Origin of the sequence: Flagellimonas crocea (genome assembly GCF_033441595.1) — a bacterium.
In the GTDB taxonomy this organism is placed as follows: Bacteria; Bacteroidota; Bacteroidia; order Flavobacteriales; family Flavobacteriaceae; genus Flagellimonas; species Flagellimonas crocea.
Map to the genome: position 1 here is coordinate 246,640 of NZ_JAUZVX010000002.1, position 19,457 is coordinate 266,096.

General features: G+C 43.5%; 18 protein-coding genes and 1 tRNA gene. 14 read left to right on the forward strand and 5 right to left on the reverse strand.

Annotated elements, in window-relative coordinates; all coding sequences use genetic code 11:
• The first annotated feature begins 19 nt into the window (after nt 1–19).
• Together SD449_RS06325 and SD449_RS06330 are read left to right on the forward strand one after the other, a co-directional pair.
• Nucleotides 20–1,222, forward strand: a complete 1,203-nt coding sequence (locus SD449_RS06325) for an NAD(P)/FAD-dependent oxidoreductase (protein ID WP_318309379.1) — start codon at nt 20–22, stop codon at nt 1,220–1,222.
• A 123-nt stretch (nt 1,223–1,345) separates the two neighbouring features.
• A complete protein-coding gene (locus SD449_RS06330; RefSeq protein ID WP_225603209.1) occupies nt 1,346–1,924 on the forward strand; it encodes a PhnA domain-containing protein in 579 nt (192 codons plus the stop codon).
• On the opposite strand, the gene SD449_RS06335 is transcribed toward SD449_RS06330, so the two are convergent.
• Nucleotides 1,921–3,309 carry a dipeptidase gene (locus SD449_RS06335; protein ID WP_318309381.1) on the reverse strand — a complete coding sequence of 463 codons (1,389 nt, stop codon included), beginning with the start codon at nt 3,307–3,309 and terminating at the stop codon, nt 1,921–1,923. The genes SD449_RS06330 and SD449_RS06335 overlap by 4 nt on opposite strands.
• A gap of 96 nt (nt 3,310–3,405) precedes the next feature.
• Between SD449_RS06335 and SD449_RS06340 the strand changes: the two genes are divergently transcribed.
• The 3 genes from SD449_RS06340 to SD449_RS06350 all read left to right on the forward strand — a co-directional run bounded on the left by SD449_RS06340 (nt 3,406) and on the right by SD449_RS06350 (nt 5,812).
• A tRNA-Leu gene (locus tag SD449_RS06340) sits at nt 3,406–3,487 on the forward strand.
• A 386-nt stretch (nt 3,488–3,873) separates the two neighbouring features.
• Entirely contained in the window at nt 3,874–4,263 is a 390-nt protein-coding gene (locus SD449_RS06345; RefSeq protein WP_318309383.1) for a response regulator, read from the forward strand.
• 79 nt (nt 4,264–4,342) lie between these two features.
• Nucleotides 4,343–5,812, forward strand: a complete 1,470-nt coding sequence (locus SD449_RS06350; RefSeq protein WP_318309385.1) for a sensor histidine kinase — start codon at nt 4,343–4,345, stop codon at nt 5,810–5,812.
• Here the strand turns inward: SD449_RS06350 and SD449_RS06355 are convergent.
• The 3 genes from SD449_RS06355 to SD449_RS06365 form a co-directional block, all read right to left on the reverse strand.
• Nucleotides 5,809–6,744 carry a threonine/serine dehydratase gene (locus SD449_RS06355; protein WP_318309387.1) on the reverse strand — a complete coding sequence of 312 codons (936 nt, stop codon included), beginning with the start codon at nt 6,742–6,744 and terminating at the stop codon, nt 5,809–5,811. The genes SD449_RS06350 and SD449_RS06355 overlap by 4 nt on opposite strands.
• Nucleotides 6,745–6,802: 58 nt before the next feature.
• Nucleotides 6,803–7,714, reverse strand: coding sequence for a universal stress protein (locus SD449_RS06360; RefSeq protein WP_318309389.1), 912 nt, complete (start codon nt 7,712–7,714; stop codon nt 6,803–6,805).
• A gap of 81 nt (nt 7,715–7,795) precedes the next feature.
• Nucleotides 7,796–8,485 (reverse strand): Crp/Fnr family transcriptional regulator, encoded by a 690-nt coding sequence (locus SD449_RS06365; protein ID WP_318309391.1) that lies wholly within the window; start codon nt 8,483–8,485, stop codon nt 7,796–7,798.
• Nucleotides 8,486–8,604: 119 nt separating this feature from the next.
• On the opposite strand from SD449_RS06365, the gene SD449_RS06370 reads away from it, so the two are divergent.
• The 9 genes from SD449_RS06370 to SD449_RS06410 are packed head-to-tail and all read left to right on the forward strand — an operon-like array spanning nt 8,605 to nt 18,530.
• Nucleotides 8,605–10,989 (forward strand): heavy metal translocating P-type ATPase, encoded by a 2,385-nt coding sequence (locus tag SD449_RS06370; protein ID WP_318309393.1) that lies wholly within the window; start codon nt 8,605–8,607, stop codon nt 10,987–10,989.
• 59 nt (nt 10,990–11,048) lie between these two features.
• Complete coding sequence (gene ccoS, locus SD449_RS06375) at nt 11,049–11,258, forward strand: cbb3-type cytochrome oxidase assembly protein CcoS (protein WP_207034606.1); 210 nt, start codon at nt 11,049–11,051, stop codon at nt 11,256–11,258.
• A 2-nt stretch (nt 11,259–11,260) separates the two neighbouring features.
• A complete protein-coding gene (gene ccoN / locus SD449_RS06380) occupies nt 11,261–13,462 on the forward strand; it encodes a cytochrome-c oxidase, cbb3-type subunit I (protein ID WP_318309395.1) in 2,202 nt (733 codons plus the stop codon).
• A gap of 2 nt (nt 13,463–13,464) precedes the next feature.
• Entirely contained in the window at nt 13,465–13,653 is a 189-nt protein-coding gene (locus SD449_RS06385; protein ID WP_318309396.1) for a CcoQ/FixQ family Cbb3-type cytochrome c oxidase assembly chaperone, read from the forward strand.
• A gap of 4 nt (nt 13,654–13,657) precedes the next feature.
• Entirely contained in the window at nt 13,658–14,617 is a 960-nt protein-coding gene (locus SD449_RS06390; protein ID WP_318309397.1) for a cbb3-type cytochrome c oxidase N-terminal domain-containing protein, read from the forward strand.
• A 50-nt stretch (nt 14,618–14,667) separates the two neighbouring features.
• Entirely contained in the window at nt 14,668–16,077 is a 1,410-nt protein-coding gene (ccoG, locus tag SD449_RS06395; protein ID WP_318309398.1) for a cytochrome c oxidase accessory protein CcoG, read from the forward strand.
• Between the two features lie 11 nt (nt 16,078–16,088).
• Nucleotides 16,089–16,535: a FixH family protein gene (locus tag SD449_RS06400; RefSeq protein WP_207034615.1), complete on the forward strand. Its 447-nt coding sequence runs from the start codon at nt 16,089–16,091 to the stop codon at nt 16,533–16,535.
• Between the two features lie 2 nt (nt 16,536–16,537).
• Nucleotides 16,538–17,248: a sulfite exporter TauE/SafE family protein gene (locus SD449_RS06405; protein WP_318309401.1), complete on the forward strand. Its 711-nt coding sequence runs from the start codon at nt 16,538–16,540 to the stop codon at nt 17,246–17,248.
• Between the two features lie 13 nt (nt 17,249–17,261).
• Nucleotides 17,262–18,530: an acetyl-CoA hydrolase/transferase family protein gene (locus SD449_RS06410; RefSeq protein WP_318309403.1), complete on the forward strand. Its 1,269-nt coding sequence runs from the start codon at nt 17,262–17,264 to the stop codon at nt 18,528–18,530.
• A 95-nt stretch (nt 18,531–18,625) separates the two neighbouring features.
• On the opposite strand, the gene SD449_RS06415 is transcribed toward SD449_RS06410, so the two are convergent.
• Complete coding sequence (locus SD449_RS06415; protein ID WP_318309405.1) at nt 18,626–19,447, reverse strand: universal stress protein; 822 nt, start codon at nt 19,445–19,447, stop codon at nt 18,626–18,628.
• Nucleotides 19,448–19,457: the final 10 nt, after the last annotated feature.

Here is a 19,457-nt window from a genome sequence, read left to right on the forward strand (position 1 = left end):
ACTATTAAATCACGCAATCATGAAAACCACAGTAGTTATTGGCGGAAATTTTGCAGGAATGACCGCCGCGTTGGAAATCAAAAGAAAAGGGAAAAAGGACCATAAGGTTTTAGTGATAGATAAATCACCTTTGTTCCTATTTGTTCCCTCACTGATCTGGGTACCTTTCGGAAGAAGGGAAATCAAGGATATCTCGTTCAGAAAAGATACTGTTCTTGAAAAGAAAGGAGTCGATTTTGTACAGGCCGAAGCTTTAACCGTAGACCCCGATAGCCAAATAGTGCATACGACCAAGGGTGATTTTACCTACGATCATTTGGTCATCGCCACTGGTCCAAAAGTAAAATACGATGTTGCTCCAGGGGTTCAAGAGCATGCCCAATATATTGGAACGCCCAATGGTGCCATGAAAACCAGAAAGGCTTTGGAAGAGTTCAAGAAGAATCCTGGCCCTATTGTTATCGGAGCTACACAAAATGCGGGTTGTATGGGCGCCGCCTACGAGTTTTTGTTCAATGTGGAGAAATGGCTCAGGGAGCAAAAAATCAGAAAGAAAGTCGATCTGTATTGGATTACCCCCGAAACCTTCTTGGGACACTTTGGCATTGATGGGATCACTGGTGGCGAAACCATGCTGAAATCTTTTATGAAGATGTTCAACATCCATTACCGAACACAAGTTGGGGTGAAGGAAGTGACCGCAGAGAGTGTAACCCTAACTTCTGATGAGGTGTTGCCAAGCAAATTTACCATGTTGATGCCTCCTTTCGTTGGTGTTGATTTTGTGGTCAACTCACCAAAATTGGAAGCCACCGCAGCAGGGTATTTGCCCGTTGGTGATGACTACCGACATTTTAAATACCCCAATATTTGGTCCGCAGGTATTGCCGTTGATGTAAAATTGCCCTTTAAACCAGGCAAAGTGCCATTTTCTGGTCCCAAAACAGGATACCCATCCGATGAAACAGGCAAAATTGTAGCGGAGAACATCATCAGGGTAACCCAAGGCAAGGACAAATTGAAGAAGAAAGCTTGGGGCAAAATCCCTGGAATATGTGTGATGGATGCTGGTAAAAAAGAAGTCATCATCTTGAGCGACCACTTGTTCAAGCCCAGAAACTTTGCCATCATGATACCCAACATATTTTACGACTTCAATAAAGTGTTGTTTGAAAAATATTTCCTTTGGAAAACAAAACATGGATATTCTCAATTGCCTTGACCATTGAGGTGTATGTTTGATCAAATCCATTCATGGCAACGTGGGTGGATTTTTTCTTTGGTATATATCAAAACCCGTTGACCGAAAAGTTCTAAGTTTGCAAGCGATAAAAAACCATCTATCATGTCAGTATTGGAGGAATTACAAGCACGAAGCGGAAATCAATGTGAATTGTGCGGAGCAACGGAGAGTTTACAGGTGTACGAAGTTCCCCCTGTGTCCACCGGTGGCTTGGATGGAAGTATTTTGGGCTGTGCCACCTGTATCTCACAAATTGAGAACCCCGACAGTACAGACGCCAATCATTGGCGCTGCTTAAACGACAGCATGTGGAGCGAGCACAATGCGGTAAAGGTCGTGGCGTGGCGAATGCTGAACCGCCTAAAGTCCGAAGGATGGCCCCAAGACCTTTTGGGCATGATGTATTTGGATGATGAAGCCTTGGAATGGGCCAAGGCTACGGGGGAAGGCCAAGATGAAAGCGAAAAAATTATCCATAGGGACGTAAACGGCAATATCCTTGAAAACGGGGACAATGTTGTTTTGATCAAAGACTTAAAAGTGAAGGGTTCCAGCATGGTCGCAAAACAGGGAACCGCCGTTAGACGGATTTCCCTGGATCACGAAAATGCCGAGTATATTGAAGGCAAGGTAGATGGCCAGCAAATTGTAATAGTGACCAAATACGTAAAGAAGCTCTAGGCCTTCATCTCTGTATAATATTTGTAAAAATAGGGTATGGTCTCAATGCCCTTTAAAAAGTTCCAGACCCCGAAATGTTCGTTAGGGGAGTGGATGGCATCACTGTCCAATCCAAAGCCCAAAAGAATGGTTTTACTGTCAAAAACATTTTCAAACAAAGCTACGATCGGAATACTTCCGCCAGTCCTTTGTGGCACTGGCGTTTTGCCGAATGTGGTCTCCATAGCTTTCGAGGCTGCTTGGTAACCATCGCTGTCAATTGGCGTAACGTAGGCTTGACCACCATGATGTGGAGAAACTTTCACTTTCACACTTTTTGGAGCAAGTGATTCAAAATGTTTGGTGAACAGTTTAGTGATTTCGTGCCAATCCTGATCGGGCACTAATCGCATGGAAATTTTGGCGTAGGCCTTGCTGGCGATTACGGTCTTTGCACCTTCCCCAGTATACCCGCCCCAGATTCCGTTTACGTCCAACGTTGGACGGATACCGAATCGCTCGGGAGTTGTATAGCCTTTTTCACCGTGCACGTCGCCAATGTCCAATGATTTTTTGTAAGCTTCCAAATTAAAAGGGGCCTTCGCCATTTCGGCCCGTTCATCATCGGGGATTACCTGCACCTTGTCATAAAATCCTGGGATAGTGATATGATTGTTTTCATCGTGCAATTGCGCTATCATTTTGGCGAGTACATTGATCGGGTTTGGTGCAGCTCCACCGTAGATTCCTGAGTGTAGATCACGATTGGCTCCCGTAACTTCCACTTCCACATAGCTCAGTCCTCGTAGCCCAGTGGTAATGGACGGGGTGTCGTTGGCTATCATTCCTGTGTCGGAAATGAGGATGATATCGTTTTTGAGTTTTTCGCTGTTTTCCTTTAGGAAATCTTCGAGACTGTCGCTCCCCACTTCTTCCTCGCCTTCGATCATAAACTTGACGTTGCAGGGCAATTCATCGTTTTGGATCATATATTCCACCGCTTTCACGTGCATAAAGAACTGTCCCTTATCGTCACAGGCACCACGGGCGAAAATGGCCCCATCGGGATGGAGCTCTGTTTTCTTGATTACGGGCTCAAATGGCGGTGATGTCCAAAGGTTCATCGGATCTGGTGGCTGTACATCGTAGTGGCCGTACACCAAAACGGTCGGTAAATTAGGGTCGATGATCTTATCGCCGTATACCACGGGATAGCCTTTGGTCTCACAAATCTCCGTATTGTCGCAACCTGCATCTTCCAAGGATTTTTTGACGGCTTTTGCCGCTTCCAGCACATCTTTGGCATAAGCCTTATCGGCACTGATGGAGGGAATTTTTAGGAGCTCGATCAACTCGTTGATAAATCTGTCTTTGTTGGAATTAATGTAATTGGTGATGTCTTTCATATAGGATTTTAAAGTACCCTAAAAGTACAAAAAACAAGTTTTTAAGGGCGGTACATTTGCAAATCGGAAAATTGATTTATATTTGCACTCCATTTCGCGGGTGTGGTGGAATTGGTAGACACGCTAGACTTAGGATCTAGTGCCGCAAGGCGTGGGGGTTCGACTCCCTTCACCCGCACTAATAAAAAAGCTCTTCAATTTTGAAGAGCTTTTTTATTTTCTTGCCACCGGTATTTGATTCTAAATTAGACTTTCTTTTTTTGATTAATTTACAAGAATAGACTTTAAAAATTGACTTATTCTTAAAAAAATAAATATTCATTGAATTTTTTATTGATATCAATAAAAATGTTAAATTTACGATAGGTGCTAAATGATGGTTGGGTTTATTCAATTCGTAGGTATAGCCTTAGAGCAGTTATCCCACTTCATTTTCACTAGTGTCGAATTTTTTTACAATAAATTGAAGTAAATTAAGTTCTAATTACTGTTAAATATTGATATTTGTCAATTTTTGACTTGAAACCAAACTGAAACTAACTAAATTAATTGGCCAACTACACTATGTACAAGGAAATATATTTGGTCGACGACGAAGACCTAGTAAACACTGTGAATGCGATTCACTTTAGAAGAATGGGAATGGAAGATAGGGTTAAAAGTTTTACCAACCCTGAATTGGCCTTGGACGATCTTAGGTTTAGAGATGACCCCAAAACAAAAACCTTGATCTTATTGGACATTAATATGCCGGAAATGAGCGGATTTGAATTCTTGGAATTTATGATGCTCGAAGATTTTCCAGAATCCAATGAAGTACTATTGGTAACCTCTTCGGAATCTGATTCCGACAAGGAAGAAGCCAAAAAGTATGAAAAATACGTAAAGGAGTTTATTACCAAGCCTTTGAGAATTGAACATCTGGAGGATTATTTGCAAAGTGCAAATAAATAATCTTACTTTAAGTAAGAGCATAGGTTGTTATGGTTCCCCGTATACGTCCCATTTTTCCATGTCGATTAAGTTTTGATCCGTGAAACAGAAACAGGTATTGATCCATAACAAGGTTGAAATCGTTGAGGATAGGGAGGATATTGTCTGGGCCATGGATGAGAACTATAAGCTCACTGCGTTTAACTCCTGCTTCAAGTCACTCTTAAAAAAAGAAGGCATTGGTAAAGCTGAACGGGGCATGGACCTTAAAAAGGTATATAGCTCCGGATTTTTTTTCAGTCCGTGCGAGCAGGGATGTGAAAGAGCCTTAAAACGATATGCAACGACTTCCAAGCACACTTTCGAGGATAACGGAAAAATCGTGGTGCACGAGTTTTCTTTCCAGCCTTTTATGAACAGCTCCGGAGAGGTGGTCGGCTGCTGTATTTGGCAAAAGGACATTTCCAAGGAAATTGACAATAACCATCGATTACGGGACAGCGAGAGAAAATATCGTGAGGCACAAGAAGTTGCCGATGTAGGCCACTGGAACTGGGATATGCAAAAGGACGAAATCACTTGGTCCGACCAGCTGTACAGGATATTTGGCCAGGACCCGGAAACGTTCCATGCGCATTATGGTTCACTAATGGAAATCATCCATCCGGAGGATCGCGAAATTTTTGACGATGATGTAAAAAAGTGCATCAATCAAAGAGTAGTTCACGACATTGTTCATCGAATAGTTGTCCATCAAGGTGAAATTAGATATGTCCACCAAAAAGGAAGAGCTTTTTATGATATGGACGGAAGGCCATACCGAATGAGCGGTACCACTCAGGATGTGACCAAGGATGTGCTTTCCCGACATCAAATCATGGAGCAGAACCACGAGCTTCAAAACTTTGTCAGAATTATATCCCACAACCTTCGCGGTCCCATATCAAATCTATTGATGTTGTCAAAAATTTATGAATGGGGCAAAGACGAAGTGAACGATGATATCGTACGGAAAATTGAAAATACTACCGAAGCACTGGATCAGACCATCAAAGATCTCCACCTTTCCCTATCATTAAAATCTGCGGACAAGGAAAAGTTTAGGAATGTTCCATTAAAAGATGTAATGAAGGATGTGGACGGCCTGTTATCCGAAGAAATTTTGAAGAACAAGGCTTCCATCCAAACAGACTTTGCAAAAGCCGATCTTGTTTTTGGGGCAAAAAGCTATGTGGTCAACATTTTCTACAATATCATCCTCAACGCCATTAATTACGCCAAGCAGGATGTTCCGGCCGAAATACAGATAAAGGCGGAGAAAACCGAAAAATCCGTTGTTCTAAGTTTTACGGACAATGGGATAGGTATGGACTTGACCCCAGAAAAGGAGCGTAAAATCTTTGATATGTACGGTAGGCTCAGTGGAGCAACCGAAGGAAAGGGTTTTGGATTGTATTTGGTCAAAACACAAGTAGAGGCCATGGATGGAACAATAGAAGTGGAGAGCAAAAAGGATGTGGGCACGACCTTTAGAATCATTTTTCCCAACAATACCGTCACCTCGTCTTAGAAAGGTAATCTTCGCAAATCCACGTTGCCACCGGAGATGATTATCCCAACATCTTTTCCCGATAAATTTTCTTTTTTCTTCAGAACAGCAGCGAACGCAACCGCGCTGGAAGGTTCACAAACAATTTTTAAGCGTTCCCAGATCAATTGCATGGCACTCGCGATCTCTTCCTCGGTAACCCTCACAATTTCCTCCACATGTTTTTGGATGACTGGAAAATTTCTATCCCCCAGTTGAGTTTTGAGTCCGTCCGCAATCGTATTTGTCGTCTCATTGGTTTCAATTTTTCCACTTTGTAAAGAGCGATAGGCATCATCTACCTCAAAAGGCTCGCCCCCGATAGTTTTGCAATGATTACCAAAAAAATGGGCGGATAATGCGGTACCGGCAATCAAACCTCCGCCACCTACAGGCGTAAATACGTAGTTGATATCCGGATGAAGCTCCAAAAGTTCTTTGCAGGCGGTTCCCTGTCCCAAAATAACGTGGTCATCGTTGGAAGGATGGATAAAAGTAGCCCCATGGTCTCGTACAATCCGCTCAGATTCATTTTCCCTGGCTTCCAGGGTCGATTCACATTCGATTAAAATACCGCCATAGCCCTTAACAGCTTCTTTCTTGACCTCGGGTGCCGAACGCGGCATCACAATGTAGGCCTTTACCCCCAGACTTTGGGCAGAAAGGGACAGGGCTTGTGCAAAATTGCCCGATGAATGCGTGACCACACCGTTCGCTTTCTGTTCTTCGGACAGTTGCATAATGGCGTTGGCGGCACCACGCATTTTAAATGCGCCCATGCGTTGAAAATTTTCGCACTTAAAATATAAATTGGTGCCGGCCATCTCGTTCAAGAGCCGGGAAGTGAGTACGGGAGTGTTATGGATAAAAGGTTTTATCCTTTCGTGGCATTCGATCAATTCACGTTTGTCCATATGTTGTTTTTGGAAGTTCGAGGAACAACCTCGAATTTCATGTAAAGATAACAACACATCATTGATTTCGGGACTCGACCTCCCTCTCTTTTTCCTTTGATTTTGCCGATATTCCCTCCATTCCCAATTCCGGAATTACCAAGAGTGGTATTTGGGTGTGGAAAGCCGTTCTTTTGATAATGGGCTCACGGGTCATTTTCTCCATATAGCTATGCTGATAGTTCAACATGGCCAATAAATGAATGCCCAACTCTTTGGAGAAGGTTTCCAACGTGTGGGATACCGAATTGAGTTCGGAAACCGTATGCACATAGTGTTCAATGCTTCCCAAATATCTTCGTAGCATGTTCAAGTTGAACTGCTGTAATTCCGTTAATGCCCGAATACCGTATTGGACATGTACGATTCGTATCGTGGCATTGAACATAGTGGCCAGGTCAATGATCGGCTCCAATTCCGAATTCGTGTAGAACCTGTTAAAATCAGTAGCAAAGGCAATTTCCGAAGGAGTTACGTATTCAAAATGATATGGAATGGCCAAAACAGGACACTTTCTGGTACTTTTTATGATCCGTACCGTATTGCTTCCCATAAATACTTCGTCCACGCCCGAGGCACCTTTGGTCCCGGTGATTACCAGATGTATTCCAAACGTATCCACAATGTCCTTTACCTCCTCTACCAATAAATTAAAGGAAGAGATGGTTTCAAAGCTGTGATTGGGATTTCCGTATTTGGTTTGGATACGCTCTACCGTTTTGTTCAACCCCCTTTCCGAATTCTCCCTAACGGCATCAACTATTCGGACTCCATCAATCATTTTGGCCATGAACCGACTGCTCGGAATAACAGGGGTGTACGTGTTCAACAAGTAAAAAGTGCAACGCCTGTTGCGGAACAATTGCATGGCATAATCAATGGCATTCCATGCATTTTCCGAAAAATCCGTAGGTATTAAAATCCTTTGCATCTGACTAAGATTTACGATGCGATAAAATTAGACCTAAGGGGTAGGGGATACTATGACAATTGTCAGGTTTTTGAAAACGTGTTAAAAGCCTTCGACCATTTCAAGCAATTTGCGCTCGTCCTTGATGCCGATTTTTTTACCGGAAGTATGGATCAGCCCTTTCTTTTTGAACTCGGAAATAATTCGGATGGCAGATTCGGTCGCGGTGCCCACAACATTGGAAATATCCTCCCTGGAAAGCGTAAGAGCCAAGAATCCGTCGGCATCTTCCCCAAAATTGTTCTGTAGGTACAGGAACGCTTCGGCCATTCGCTGCTTTACCGTTTTTTGGGAAATATTCACGATGACATCATCGGCCTCCTTAAGATCATGGGCCATATGCCGCAATACCTCCAAAGTAAAGTTTGGGTTTTTTTGAAGCGTATTGTTGATACTTTCCTTGGGAATAAAGCAAACCTCCATATCATTGATCGCAATGGCGGAAAGATTGGTGCTCTCTTGGGAAATTACGGAACGCTGACCAAGTACCTCTCCCTTGCTGGCCAGCTTTACAATTTGGTCCTTTCCGTTGGCGCTCAGCTTGGAAAGTTTTGAGACTCCATTTCGCACGCAATATACTCCATTGAGTTTGTCGCCCTCTTGAAATATGGGTTCGCCCTTTTTGATGGTTTTGGTCGTTTTGGAATCCGAAACTTCTTTTAACTCCTCCTTGCTCATTGCGCGGAGCGAATTGAACTGGCGGATGATACAATTTTCACACCTGCTTTCCATGATGATTAGTTTACCTGAGAGAACAAATTTAAGGGACAAGGAATTATTGGTAACTGATAAATATCATGTTTTAAGAGTCTGACCTAGGCCAAATTTGCACTAGGTAAAGCAAATGTGAAATGGCAGACTCGACCTGTTATCATTGTGGAGACGAATGCGGTGGCCGCAGCGTTCAATTTGATGATAAGGATTTTTGTTGCAACGGTTGTAAGACCGTCTACGAAATCTTTACATCCAATGGCCTGTCCACCTTCTACGAAATAGAGGGGAAGGCAGGGACCACCCCGAACGAGATTCGTCAGAAGTACGATTTTTTGGACAACCAGGAAATCGCGCAACAACTCTTGGAATTTAATGAAGATGGCGTGCAAGTGGTCAGTTTGAGCATTCCTACCATTCATTGCAGTTCCTGTATCTGGGTTTTGGAAAACTTGAACAAACTGCATTCGGCCATAAAAGTTTCTCAGGTCGATTTTCCAAAAAAAATCATCAGGGTCACTTATAAAACAGAAGACTTTTCCCTTAAAGCCTTGGTGCTTTTGTTGGGGAGCATTGGGTACGAGCCCTATATCTCTTTGGAGGAATACAACAAAAAAGGAAAAAAGGTCGACCGTTCCTTAATATACAAATTGGGCGTAGCAGGATTTGCCTTCGGCAACGTAATGCTGTTCTCGTTTCCAGAATATTTTGAGGTAGAAGAATTTTGGTTAGATCAATACAAACACGTGTTCCGCTGGTTAATGTTCGCCTTTTCCTTGCCCGTAGTATTATATGCGTCACAAGATTATTTCATTTCCGCTTACAAAGGTATCCGTTCCAAATTATTGAATATTGATGTGCCCATCGCACTGGGAATTTTGGTGCTCTTTTTAAGAAGCTCGATTGATATCATATTTGACTTGGGCTCTGGATTTTTTGACAGCCTCACGGGCTTGGTGTTCTTTCTATTGTTGGGCAAGTTCTTTCAGCAGAAGACCTATGCCTACCTATCATTTGAGCGGGATTACAAGTCATATTTTCCCATAGCCGTAACCCGTCTGAAGAAAAACGGGGAAGAGGAAAACATCCAAATTTATAACATCGAAGTAGGGGATAGAGTCCTGATCCGTAGCCATGAAATCATTCCTGTGGACTGTATCCTCATCAAAGGAACGGCCGAAATCGATTACAGTTTTGTGACTGGCGAGTCCGATGCCGTGTTCAAGGAATCGGGAGAAAAACTGTTTGCGGGGGGTAAGCAACTTTCGGGAGTCTTGGAAGTTGAGGTGCTAAAGTCAGTTTCCCAAAGTTACTTGACCCAACTCTGGGGCAATTCCATATTTTCCAAAGACAAGGCGAGCCAATTCCAAACCCTTACCGATAGCATAGGTAAACGATTTACCATCGCAGTCTTGAGCATCGCTACTTTGGCAACTGTTTTCTGGTTGATTTTTGACCCAAGCTTGGCCCTCAATGTGTTCACTTCTGTACTCATTATAGCTTGTCCCTGTGCCATTGCTTTGGCAGCTCCGTTTACCTTGGGCAATATGCTCCGCATTTTTGGAAAATATAAGTTCTACTTGAAGAACACCAACGTAATCGAACGTTTGGCCAAAATCGATACCGCCATTTTTGATAAAACGGGAACGCTCACCACCAATCAAAAGGATACCATCCATTATGAAGGTATGGAGCTTACAGAAGAAGAAACCGCACTTCTAAAAACGACCTTGAGGGCTTCCAACCACCCCTTGAGCCGCTCACTTTACGATATTTTACAATCCAATTCCATAATGACCTTGGAAGAGTTTCAAGAGCATACGGGAAAGGGTATCGAAGGAAAATATAATCAACACTCCATAAAAGTGGGATCGGCATCCTACGTAGGGGAAAGCAAATCCACCTCCATTGCGAACACGGCGGTTTATGTAAGTGCCGATGAAGATGTAAAAGGAAGATTTGTGTTCAAGAACACCTATCGGGACGGGATGAGCCAAATTTTTGATGAACTCTCAAATGATTTGGAACTCGGTATTCTTTCGGGCGATAACGATGGGGAAAAAGCCCAATTGCAAAAAGTGCTTCCAGAAAAGACAAAGATGCTATTTGACCAAAAGCCCGAGGATAAGTTGGACTACATCAAACAGCTACAGGAAAAACACAAGGTTTTGATGGTGGGCGATGGATTGAACGATGCAGGAGCCTTGGCCCAAAGCGATGTGGGATTGGCAGTTTCGGAGAACATCAATGTGTTTTCGCCCGCTTGTGATGGAATTTTGGATGCCAGCAAAATGAAAATGCTGCCAAAGTTCATAAAACTATCCAAACGGTCCATGCGCATCATAAAAATGAGCTTTTTGTTGTCGCTCTGCTACAATGTGGTGGGACTGTATTTTGCCGTGACAGGCCAGTTGCAGCCCGTGATTGCCGCTATTTTGATGCCTCTGAGCTCCATCAGTATAGTGGTGTTTACCACCTTGGCAACAAATTATTTGGGAAAAGAATTAAAAACTTTAGAAAGCTGATATATGTCATTTTTTGAGGAAAACCATCAGAGTAGTTTTACACCTAAATTCAGGCAGGTATGAGTGTTATTTATGTGTTGTTGGCCATAAGCATAACGGTGGCCATAGTCTTTTTTATAGCCTTTGTTTTTTCGGTAAAAAGCGGACAATACGATGATACCTATACCCCATCGGTAAGAATGTTGTTTGAAGACGAGGTGGTCAAGGACAAGGATAAATCAAACCTAAATAAAAAGGAAATCGAACAAACTAAAAGTACAAACCAATAAATATGGAAATACAACAGTTCCGTTACGATAACAAAATCGTACAAAAGTTCTTATACGCTACCATTCTATGGGGCGTAGTGGGTATGGCAGTAGGTCTCTTGTTGGCCTTTATGTTTTTGTTTCCCAATGTCACCGAAGGTATCTCTTGGTTGAGTTTTGGGCGTTTGCGTCCATTGCACACCAATGCCGTGATCTTCGCATTTGTGGGGAACGCCATTTTTGCAGGGGTGTATTACTCGCTGCAACGCTTACTAAAAGCAAGAATGTTCAGTGATGTCCTTAGCAACATCAACTTCTGGGGGTGGCAATTGATCATTGTGGCCGCAGCGTTGACCTTGCCCTTGGGGTACACAACATCCAAAGAATACGCCGAATTGGAGTGGCCGATAGATTTGGCCATAGCAGTAGTTTGGGTGATTTTTGGTTGGAACATGATCGGTACCATTTTAAAAAGAAGACAAAGGCACCTCTATGTGGCGATTTGGTTCTATTTGGCCACATTTGTAACCGTAGCCGTGCTGCACATTTTCAATAGCTTGGAGTTGCCAGTAACGGCGTTGAAGAGTTACTCTGTTTACGCTGGTGTGCAAGATGCCTTGGTGCAATGGTGGTACGGTCACAATGCGGTGGCATTCTTTTTGACCACTCCTTTCTTAGGGTTGATGTACTACTTTGTCCCCAAAGCGGCCAACCGTCCCATTTATTCCTATAGACTGTCCATTGTCCACTTCTGGTCATTGATATTTATTTATATATGGGCTGGTCCCCACCACTTGTTGTATTCTGCACTGCCCGATTGGGCACAGAACCTCGGTGTGGTATTCTCTATCATGTTGATTGCTCCATCTTGGGGTGGTATGATCAACGGATTGTTGACCCTTCGCGGTGTATGGGATAAGGTACGCACCGATGCTACATTAAAATTTATGGTGGTTGCCATCACAGGTTATGGTATGGCCACTTTTGAAGGTCCCATGCTTTCTTTGAAAAACGTAAACGCCATTGCCCACTTTAGTGACTGGATCATTGCCCACGTTCACGTTGGTGCCTTGGCTTGGAACGGATTCTTGACCTTTGGTATGATTTATTGGTTGGTGCCCCGTATGTTCAAAACGGAACTCCACTCCAAAGGATTGGCAAACTTCCACTTCTGGATCGGAACTTTGGGTATTGTATTGTATGCCCTGCCCATGTACGTAGCTGGATTCACCCAAGCCTTGATGTGGAAAGAATTCAACCCAGATGGCACCTTGGTCTACGGTAACTTCTTGGAAACCGTTACTCAAATTATCCCCATGTACTGGATGAGGGCCATTGGAGGTTCCTTGTACATCTTGGGTATGTTCGTACTGCTGTACAATGTGGTAAGAACAATCAGGTCGGGCAGTAAGGTAGAAGATGAAGCAGCAGAAGCTCCAGCATTGGAACGCGTTGCGAAAAGAAGAGTGGCTGGCGAAACCTTCCACAATTGGTTGGAAAGAAAACCCGTCCAATTGACCATCTTGGCCACCATCGCCATCTTGATTGGTGGTATCATTCAGATTGTACCGACCATTTTGGTGAAATCCAATATTCCTACGATTACCAGTGTTAAACCCTATACACCATTAGAGTTGGAAGGGAGGGACCTTTATATTAGAGAAGGCTGTGTGAGCTGTCACTCCCAAATGATTCGTCCGTTCCGTAGTGAAGTGGAGCGTTATGGCGAATATGCCAAGGCAGGGGAATTTGTTTACGACCACCCGTTCTTGTGGGGTAGTAAACGTACAGGTCCTGACTTGCTTCGAATTGGCGGCAAATATTCCGATAGCTGGCACTTGAACCACATGTACGACCCACAAAGTACGTCTGCAGGGTCCATTATGCCATCGTACGAATGGTTGGTAACCGACGAGCACGATCGTAGCGATGTTCAGGCCAAAATGGAAACCATGGTAAAACTTGGAGTACCTTATACAGAAGAAGATATTGCCAACGCTCCAGAATCCTTGGCAGAGCAAGCAGCGTCAATTGAAAAGAGTCTTTACGCAGACCCAGAATTTGAGAGAACGTACGAAGCGGATAAAAAGTACGCACAGGAAAATGGATTGGATTTTGTGGAAATGCGAGATCGCGAAATCGTAGCCTTGATCGCCTATCTACAGCGATTGGGTACCGATATCAAAATTGAAGGAACAGAAGAAACTATATCTCAAAATAAATAACCATGTTGAAATTTGTAAAAGAACATATGGAAACCATCGATGGGATAGCCAATTATCCCATGGTTTCCCTCCTCATCTTCTTTGTGTTTTTCGTGCTATTGTTCTGGTGGGTGTTTACCGCCACCAAGGAACACATAAGGAAGATGTCCGAACTGCCTTTGGATAACGATGATCAACAAAACAAACTATAACATTATGAGTACAAAGACACCTTGGTGGATACGAGTCCCGGTTTTATTCTTTTTGATCTTCGGATTGATGGAATTCTTTATAGACTCTGGTGATAAACCTGCAATTATCGAATATCCGATCACACAGTTCTTTATGCTGTTGGTTTTAATGATTCTTATTGCCATAGAACTGATATTGGCTTCTATAGAGAACATTATGTTCCAAACCCTTTCAGAAGAAGGCAAGGAGCGCTACTTAGAGGCCAAAAGCAAAAAGTACGAATGGACATGGGCCAAAAATCTCATGAAAAATTTGACCAAGAGCCGCTCCATTGAGCGCGAAGGGGAAATTGTCCTCGATCACAATTACGATGGTATTCGTGAGTTGGACAACGTATTGCCTCCTTGGTGGGTATACCTCTTTTATGGCACCATAATTTTCTCGGTAGTGTACTTGGTGCGTTTTCATGTTATTGGGGATTATGATCAAGCACAGGAATACGAACAAGAAGTTGCTGCTGCACAGCAGGCCATAGAAGAATATAAAAGGACCGCAAAGGATTTGGTGGATGCCAGTACGGTAGAGTTCCTATCGAATGAATCGGACTTGGCCGCTGGGGAGAAAATTTTCCAGACCAATTGTGTTGCATGTCATACACAAGATGGAGGTGGGTCCATTGGGCCTAACCTAACCGATAAGTATTGGATATTGGGCGGAGGCATCAAAAATGTCTTCACCACAATTTCCGAAGGTGGACGTGACGGTAAAGGGATGATTGCATGGAAGCAAAGCTTAAAGCCTGCGGAAATAGCCCAGGTGGCCAGTTATGTCATCTCATTGGGCGGAACCACACCCGCCAATCCAAAGGAACCTGAAGGTGAAATTTGGGTGGACCCAGATGCTCCCGAAGATACCAATGGAACCGAATCTGAAACCCCTCCGACAGAGCAGGTTTCGGACTCAACTGAAGTAGCCATGCAGTAGCCCTTTAGGGCCGTCTATGGTAGTATATGAATCGATAAATCACAAATTCGATGGAAGAGAATTTTAGGGATTCCATAGGCACAATCACAGAAGAAGGAAAAAGGAATTGGATTTTTCCAAAGAAACCCAGCGGACGGTATTATGATTACCGAAAGTACGTAAGTTACTTTCTGCTGATTTTCTTGATAGCAGCACCCTTTGTCAAGATCAACGGGCACCAGTTTTTGTTGTTCAATGTGCTGGATAGGCGGTTCAATATTTTTGGACTTCCGTTTTGGCCGCAGGATTTCCACTTGGTGGTAGTATCCATGATCATTGGAGTGATTTTCATCGCATTGTTCACAGTGGCCTACGGGCGTATTTTTTGTGGATGGATGTGCCCCCAGACCATTTTTTTGGAAATGGTGTTCCGCCGTATCGAATATTGGATAGATGGTGACCGAGGTGCGCAAATGCGATTGGCCAAAGCACCTTGGACGGGCAAGAAGATTCGAAAAAGAGTGTTGAAGTGGATCATATTCTTCATTATCTCCTTTTTAATTGCCAATGTTTTCTTGGCGTACTTGATTGGCAGTGATCAATTGATTGCCTATATCACGGACGGTCCAATGGAGCACCTTGGTACCATGGTTCCGTTGCTGATTTTCACTGGAGTGTTCTACTTCATCTTCGCGTGGTTCAGGGAGCAGGTATGTATCATTGCTTGCCCTTATGGAAGATTGCAAGGGGTATTGCTCGATAATAAATCCATTGTGGTGGCCTATGATCATAAACGGGGCGAAGGTGAAAATGGGCGCAAAAAGTTCAGAAAAAATGAAGACAGGGAAGCGCTCGGACATGGCGATTGTATTGATTGCCTGCAATGTGTAAATGTCTGTCCTACGGGAATAGACATCCGTAACGGGACACAGTTGGAATGTGTGAACTGTACAGCCTGTATCGATGAGTGCGATCACATTATGGAGAGCATCGATAAGCCCAAAGGATTGATCAGATACGCCAGTGAGGACGAGATTACCCATAAGAACAAGTTCAAGTTTACACCCCGGATGAAGGGGTACACTGCGGTACTTGTTGTTTTGATAGGGGTTTTGATCGGAATGTTGTTTATGCGGAACGAGGTCGAAGCAAATATTTTACGTTTGCCAGGGCAACTGTACGAGCGAAAAGAGAACAATATCATCAGTAACGTTTACACCTATAAATTGATGAACAAGACCACCAAGGATATCGAAAATGTGTCTTTTGAACTGATGTCGCACAATGGAGAAATCAAAATGGTTTCACAAGATAAGTTTACCGTTCCTGCAGAGGAGCGTACGGAAGGAACGTTGTTCATCGAAATAAACGCTTCGGCATTGAACGGTGATAAGGACAAATTGAAGATTGGTGTATATAGTGGAGAGAAACTCATAGAAACCACGGTGACGCAGTTTTTGGCACCAAGGAGTTATAATTAAAAAAGAAAATAATGAAAATTAATTGGGGAACAGGAATCGTATTGGCATTTATAGGCTTCATAAGCTTTATCCTATACTTTGTGGTTAGGATGAGCACGGATGACAGTGCCAACCACGATTTGGTAACGGAGGAATATTATAAGAAAGAATTGGCCTATCAACAGCAGATAGATGCATCAAAAACCGCTATGGAAATGAATGCCAACCTTACCGTTGAAAAAACGGCCGAAGGCTTGATGATTTATTTTCCAGAGCGTTTCAACCCGAATAAGATAAGTGGAACAGTGTCCCTATACAGACCGTCTAACAAGCATTTGGATACAAACTTTCCTATAAGTTTGTCCAAAACACATTTGCTCATACCTGACAATCGCTTGGTGGACGGTCGCTGGGACATTTCCATAAACTGGGAATACGAAGGTAATTCCTTTTTACATAAACAAAAATTGGTGTACTGATCATGTTGACCTCTGCTTTGGTTCTGGGATTGTTGGGAAGTTTGCACTGCTTGGGCATGTGCGGGCCAATAGCCTTTATGTTGCCATTGGAGCAGAACAACAATGTAAAAAAGACGGTACAACTGTCCATTTACCACTTCGGGAGATTATTGGCCTACGGAATCATTGGATTGCTTTTTGGACTTTTGGGCAAGGGATTGTCCCTGTTCGGTATCCAACAGAAGCTTTCCATCGGTATTGGTGCCTTAATGATTATTTTGGTGCTTATTCCTGGAAAATACTTTAACGGGCATAAACTTTTATCACCCGTTTACTCAATTATTGGCAAGGTAAAATCCAAACTTGGGGCCGAACTCAAAAAAAAGACACCCGATACCTTTTTGACCATAGGATTTTTGAACGGCTTTTTACCCTGTGGTCTGGTATATATGGCGCTTTTGGGGGCCATGGCCATGGGAAACCCTTTGGAAGGTGGGCTCTACATGATGATTTTTGGTTTGGGCACCGTACCTTTAATGTCCTTGGTGGTCTATTCCAAAGGAATGTTCAGTACCTCGATAAAATCTAGAATACAGAAATTGATACCGGCATTTGTGGTCATCATAGGTATTTTGTTTATTGTGCGCGGGCTTGGATTGGGAATACCCTATGTTTCCCCAAAGGCAGCCCCGGCCGACACCGTATCGGCGACCATAGAATGCCATCAACCTTAAAATAAGATCCAACGTGAAAATAACAACAGCTCAAGAAGCGGTAAGTATAGTAAAATCAGGAGATAGAGTATTTTTTCAAGGTGCGGCCATGACCCCCAATGTTATTATTGATGCTCTTTGCGATAGACATACCGAAATCGATGATATCGAAATTGTGTCCATACACACCGAGGGAGAGGCCCGGTACACCCAAGCGCCCTGTAATAAAAGTTTCAGGCTCAACAGTCTGTTTGTGGGCGGCAATGTTCGAAAGTTCGTGAATGAGTTTAGGGGAGACTATGTACCTATTTTTTTGAGTGAGATCCACTTGTTGTTCCGAAGAAACATTATCCCATTGGATGTGGCCTTTATTCAAGTTTCGCCTCCGGACAAGCATGGATATTGTTCCCTGGGAGTTTCGGTGGATGTAACGCTTCCAGCTTTGGAAAAGGCCAAGACCGTAGTGGCACAGATCAACCCTTTTGTGCCCAGGTCTCATGGTGATGGTATTATCCACATCAACAAAATTGACTATGCCGTTGAGGTAAACCATCCCATCCACGAGCATGAGCCCATGCCAATTTCCGATGTAGAGCATCAAATTGGCGCCCATGTAGCTTCTTTGATCGAGGATGAGGCCACATTGCAGATGGGGATAGGAAGTATTCCCAATGCCGTATTGTCAAATTTGGGAAACCATCAAAAATTGGGCATACATACCGAAATGTTCTCCGATGGTGTTTTGCCCCTAATTGAAAAAGGAGTGATTACAGGGGAGGCCAAAAAAGTAAAACAGGGCAAGATAGTGAGCTGCTTTGCCGTAGGTTCCCGTGCCCTGTACGATTTTATAGATGATAATCCCCTTTGCGATTTTAAGGAAGCTGCCTATACCAACGACACCGCGGTTATCCGTAAAAACCCAAAAGTGACCGCCATAAACAGTGCTATAGAGATAGATGTTACCGGGCAGGTTTGTGCCGATACCATAGGTAGCAAACAATTTTCCGGGGTTGGCGGACAAATGGATTTTATTAGGGGCGCGTCCCTGTCCAAGGGCGGAAAACCTATTTTTGCCATGCCGTCCGTTACCAACAAGGGTGTTTCCAAAATAACTCCCTTTTTAAAGCAGGGTGCCGGAGTCACCACTACTAGGGCGCACGTGCATTATGTGGCCACCGAGTACGGGGTGGTGGATTTGTACGGAAAAAATTTACAACAGAGAGCCAAGGCACTTATTTCCATTGCCCATCCAGACCATAGGGAGGATTTGGAAAAAGCCGCTTACGAAAGATTTAATGGATAAAATTATTCCCGAGCCACAAATAACGAAAGAGGGACGATTCTTGAGAATCGTCCCTCTTTTTTTGCATTACATGAAACCAATCAAAATGCAATCCATTAGATTTTAAATGTAATCACAGGGGCTTCGGAATGGTTGACGATATCTTCGCCAATACTTCCCATAAAGAAATGGGACAAGCCTTTTCTGCCATGCGTGGGTATACCGATCAGGTCCGCCGATAGCTTATCACAGTAGTTGATCACGCCTTTTTCCACGGTATAGTCATTAAATATTTCAACTTCCATACCTACATTGGCCTCATCCAGGAACTTGGATATCTTGGCATAGGCATCGTCCGTGCTCAAAAAATCGTCCCCCGGGGTATTGATATAGACCAGATGCAGTTTAGATCCCAAGAGCTTTGCCATTTCTTTGGCCTTTTTTAGGGCAGGAACGCTTTCTGACTCAAAATCGCAGGCGAACACAAAATTTTCAGGGTCAAAATCACCCATATTTCCTTTGATCACCAATACAGGAACATCGGAGGTCCTAACAACCCGTTCCGTATTGGAGCCAATAAAGATTTCTTCTAGTCCGTCGGCGCCATGGGATCCCATCACAATAAGATCGGCATTGTGCTTTTGTGCCACTTCGGCCACTTCGCTGAACACTTTGTAGTGCTTTATCACCGGAACAACATTTACTTCTTTTAGGTAAGGTTTGTTCAAAAAGTCGTTGAACCTTTGTTCTCCCAATTTTATCAAGTGCACCACTTGCTCTTGCGAAATATATCCCGATTCACCCATTAGGGCGGGGGAAAGTTCCAACATGTGGAGCACATACAGTTCGGCCTTATGTTTCTTGGCCAAGGACGCGGCCACTTTTAGGGCCTTTTCGGATTGATTTGAAAAATCAACTGGTACGATTATACTTTTCATTGTATTGTTT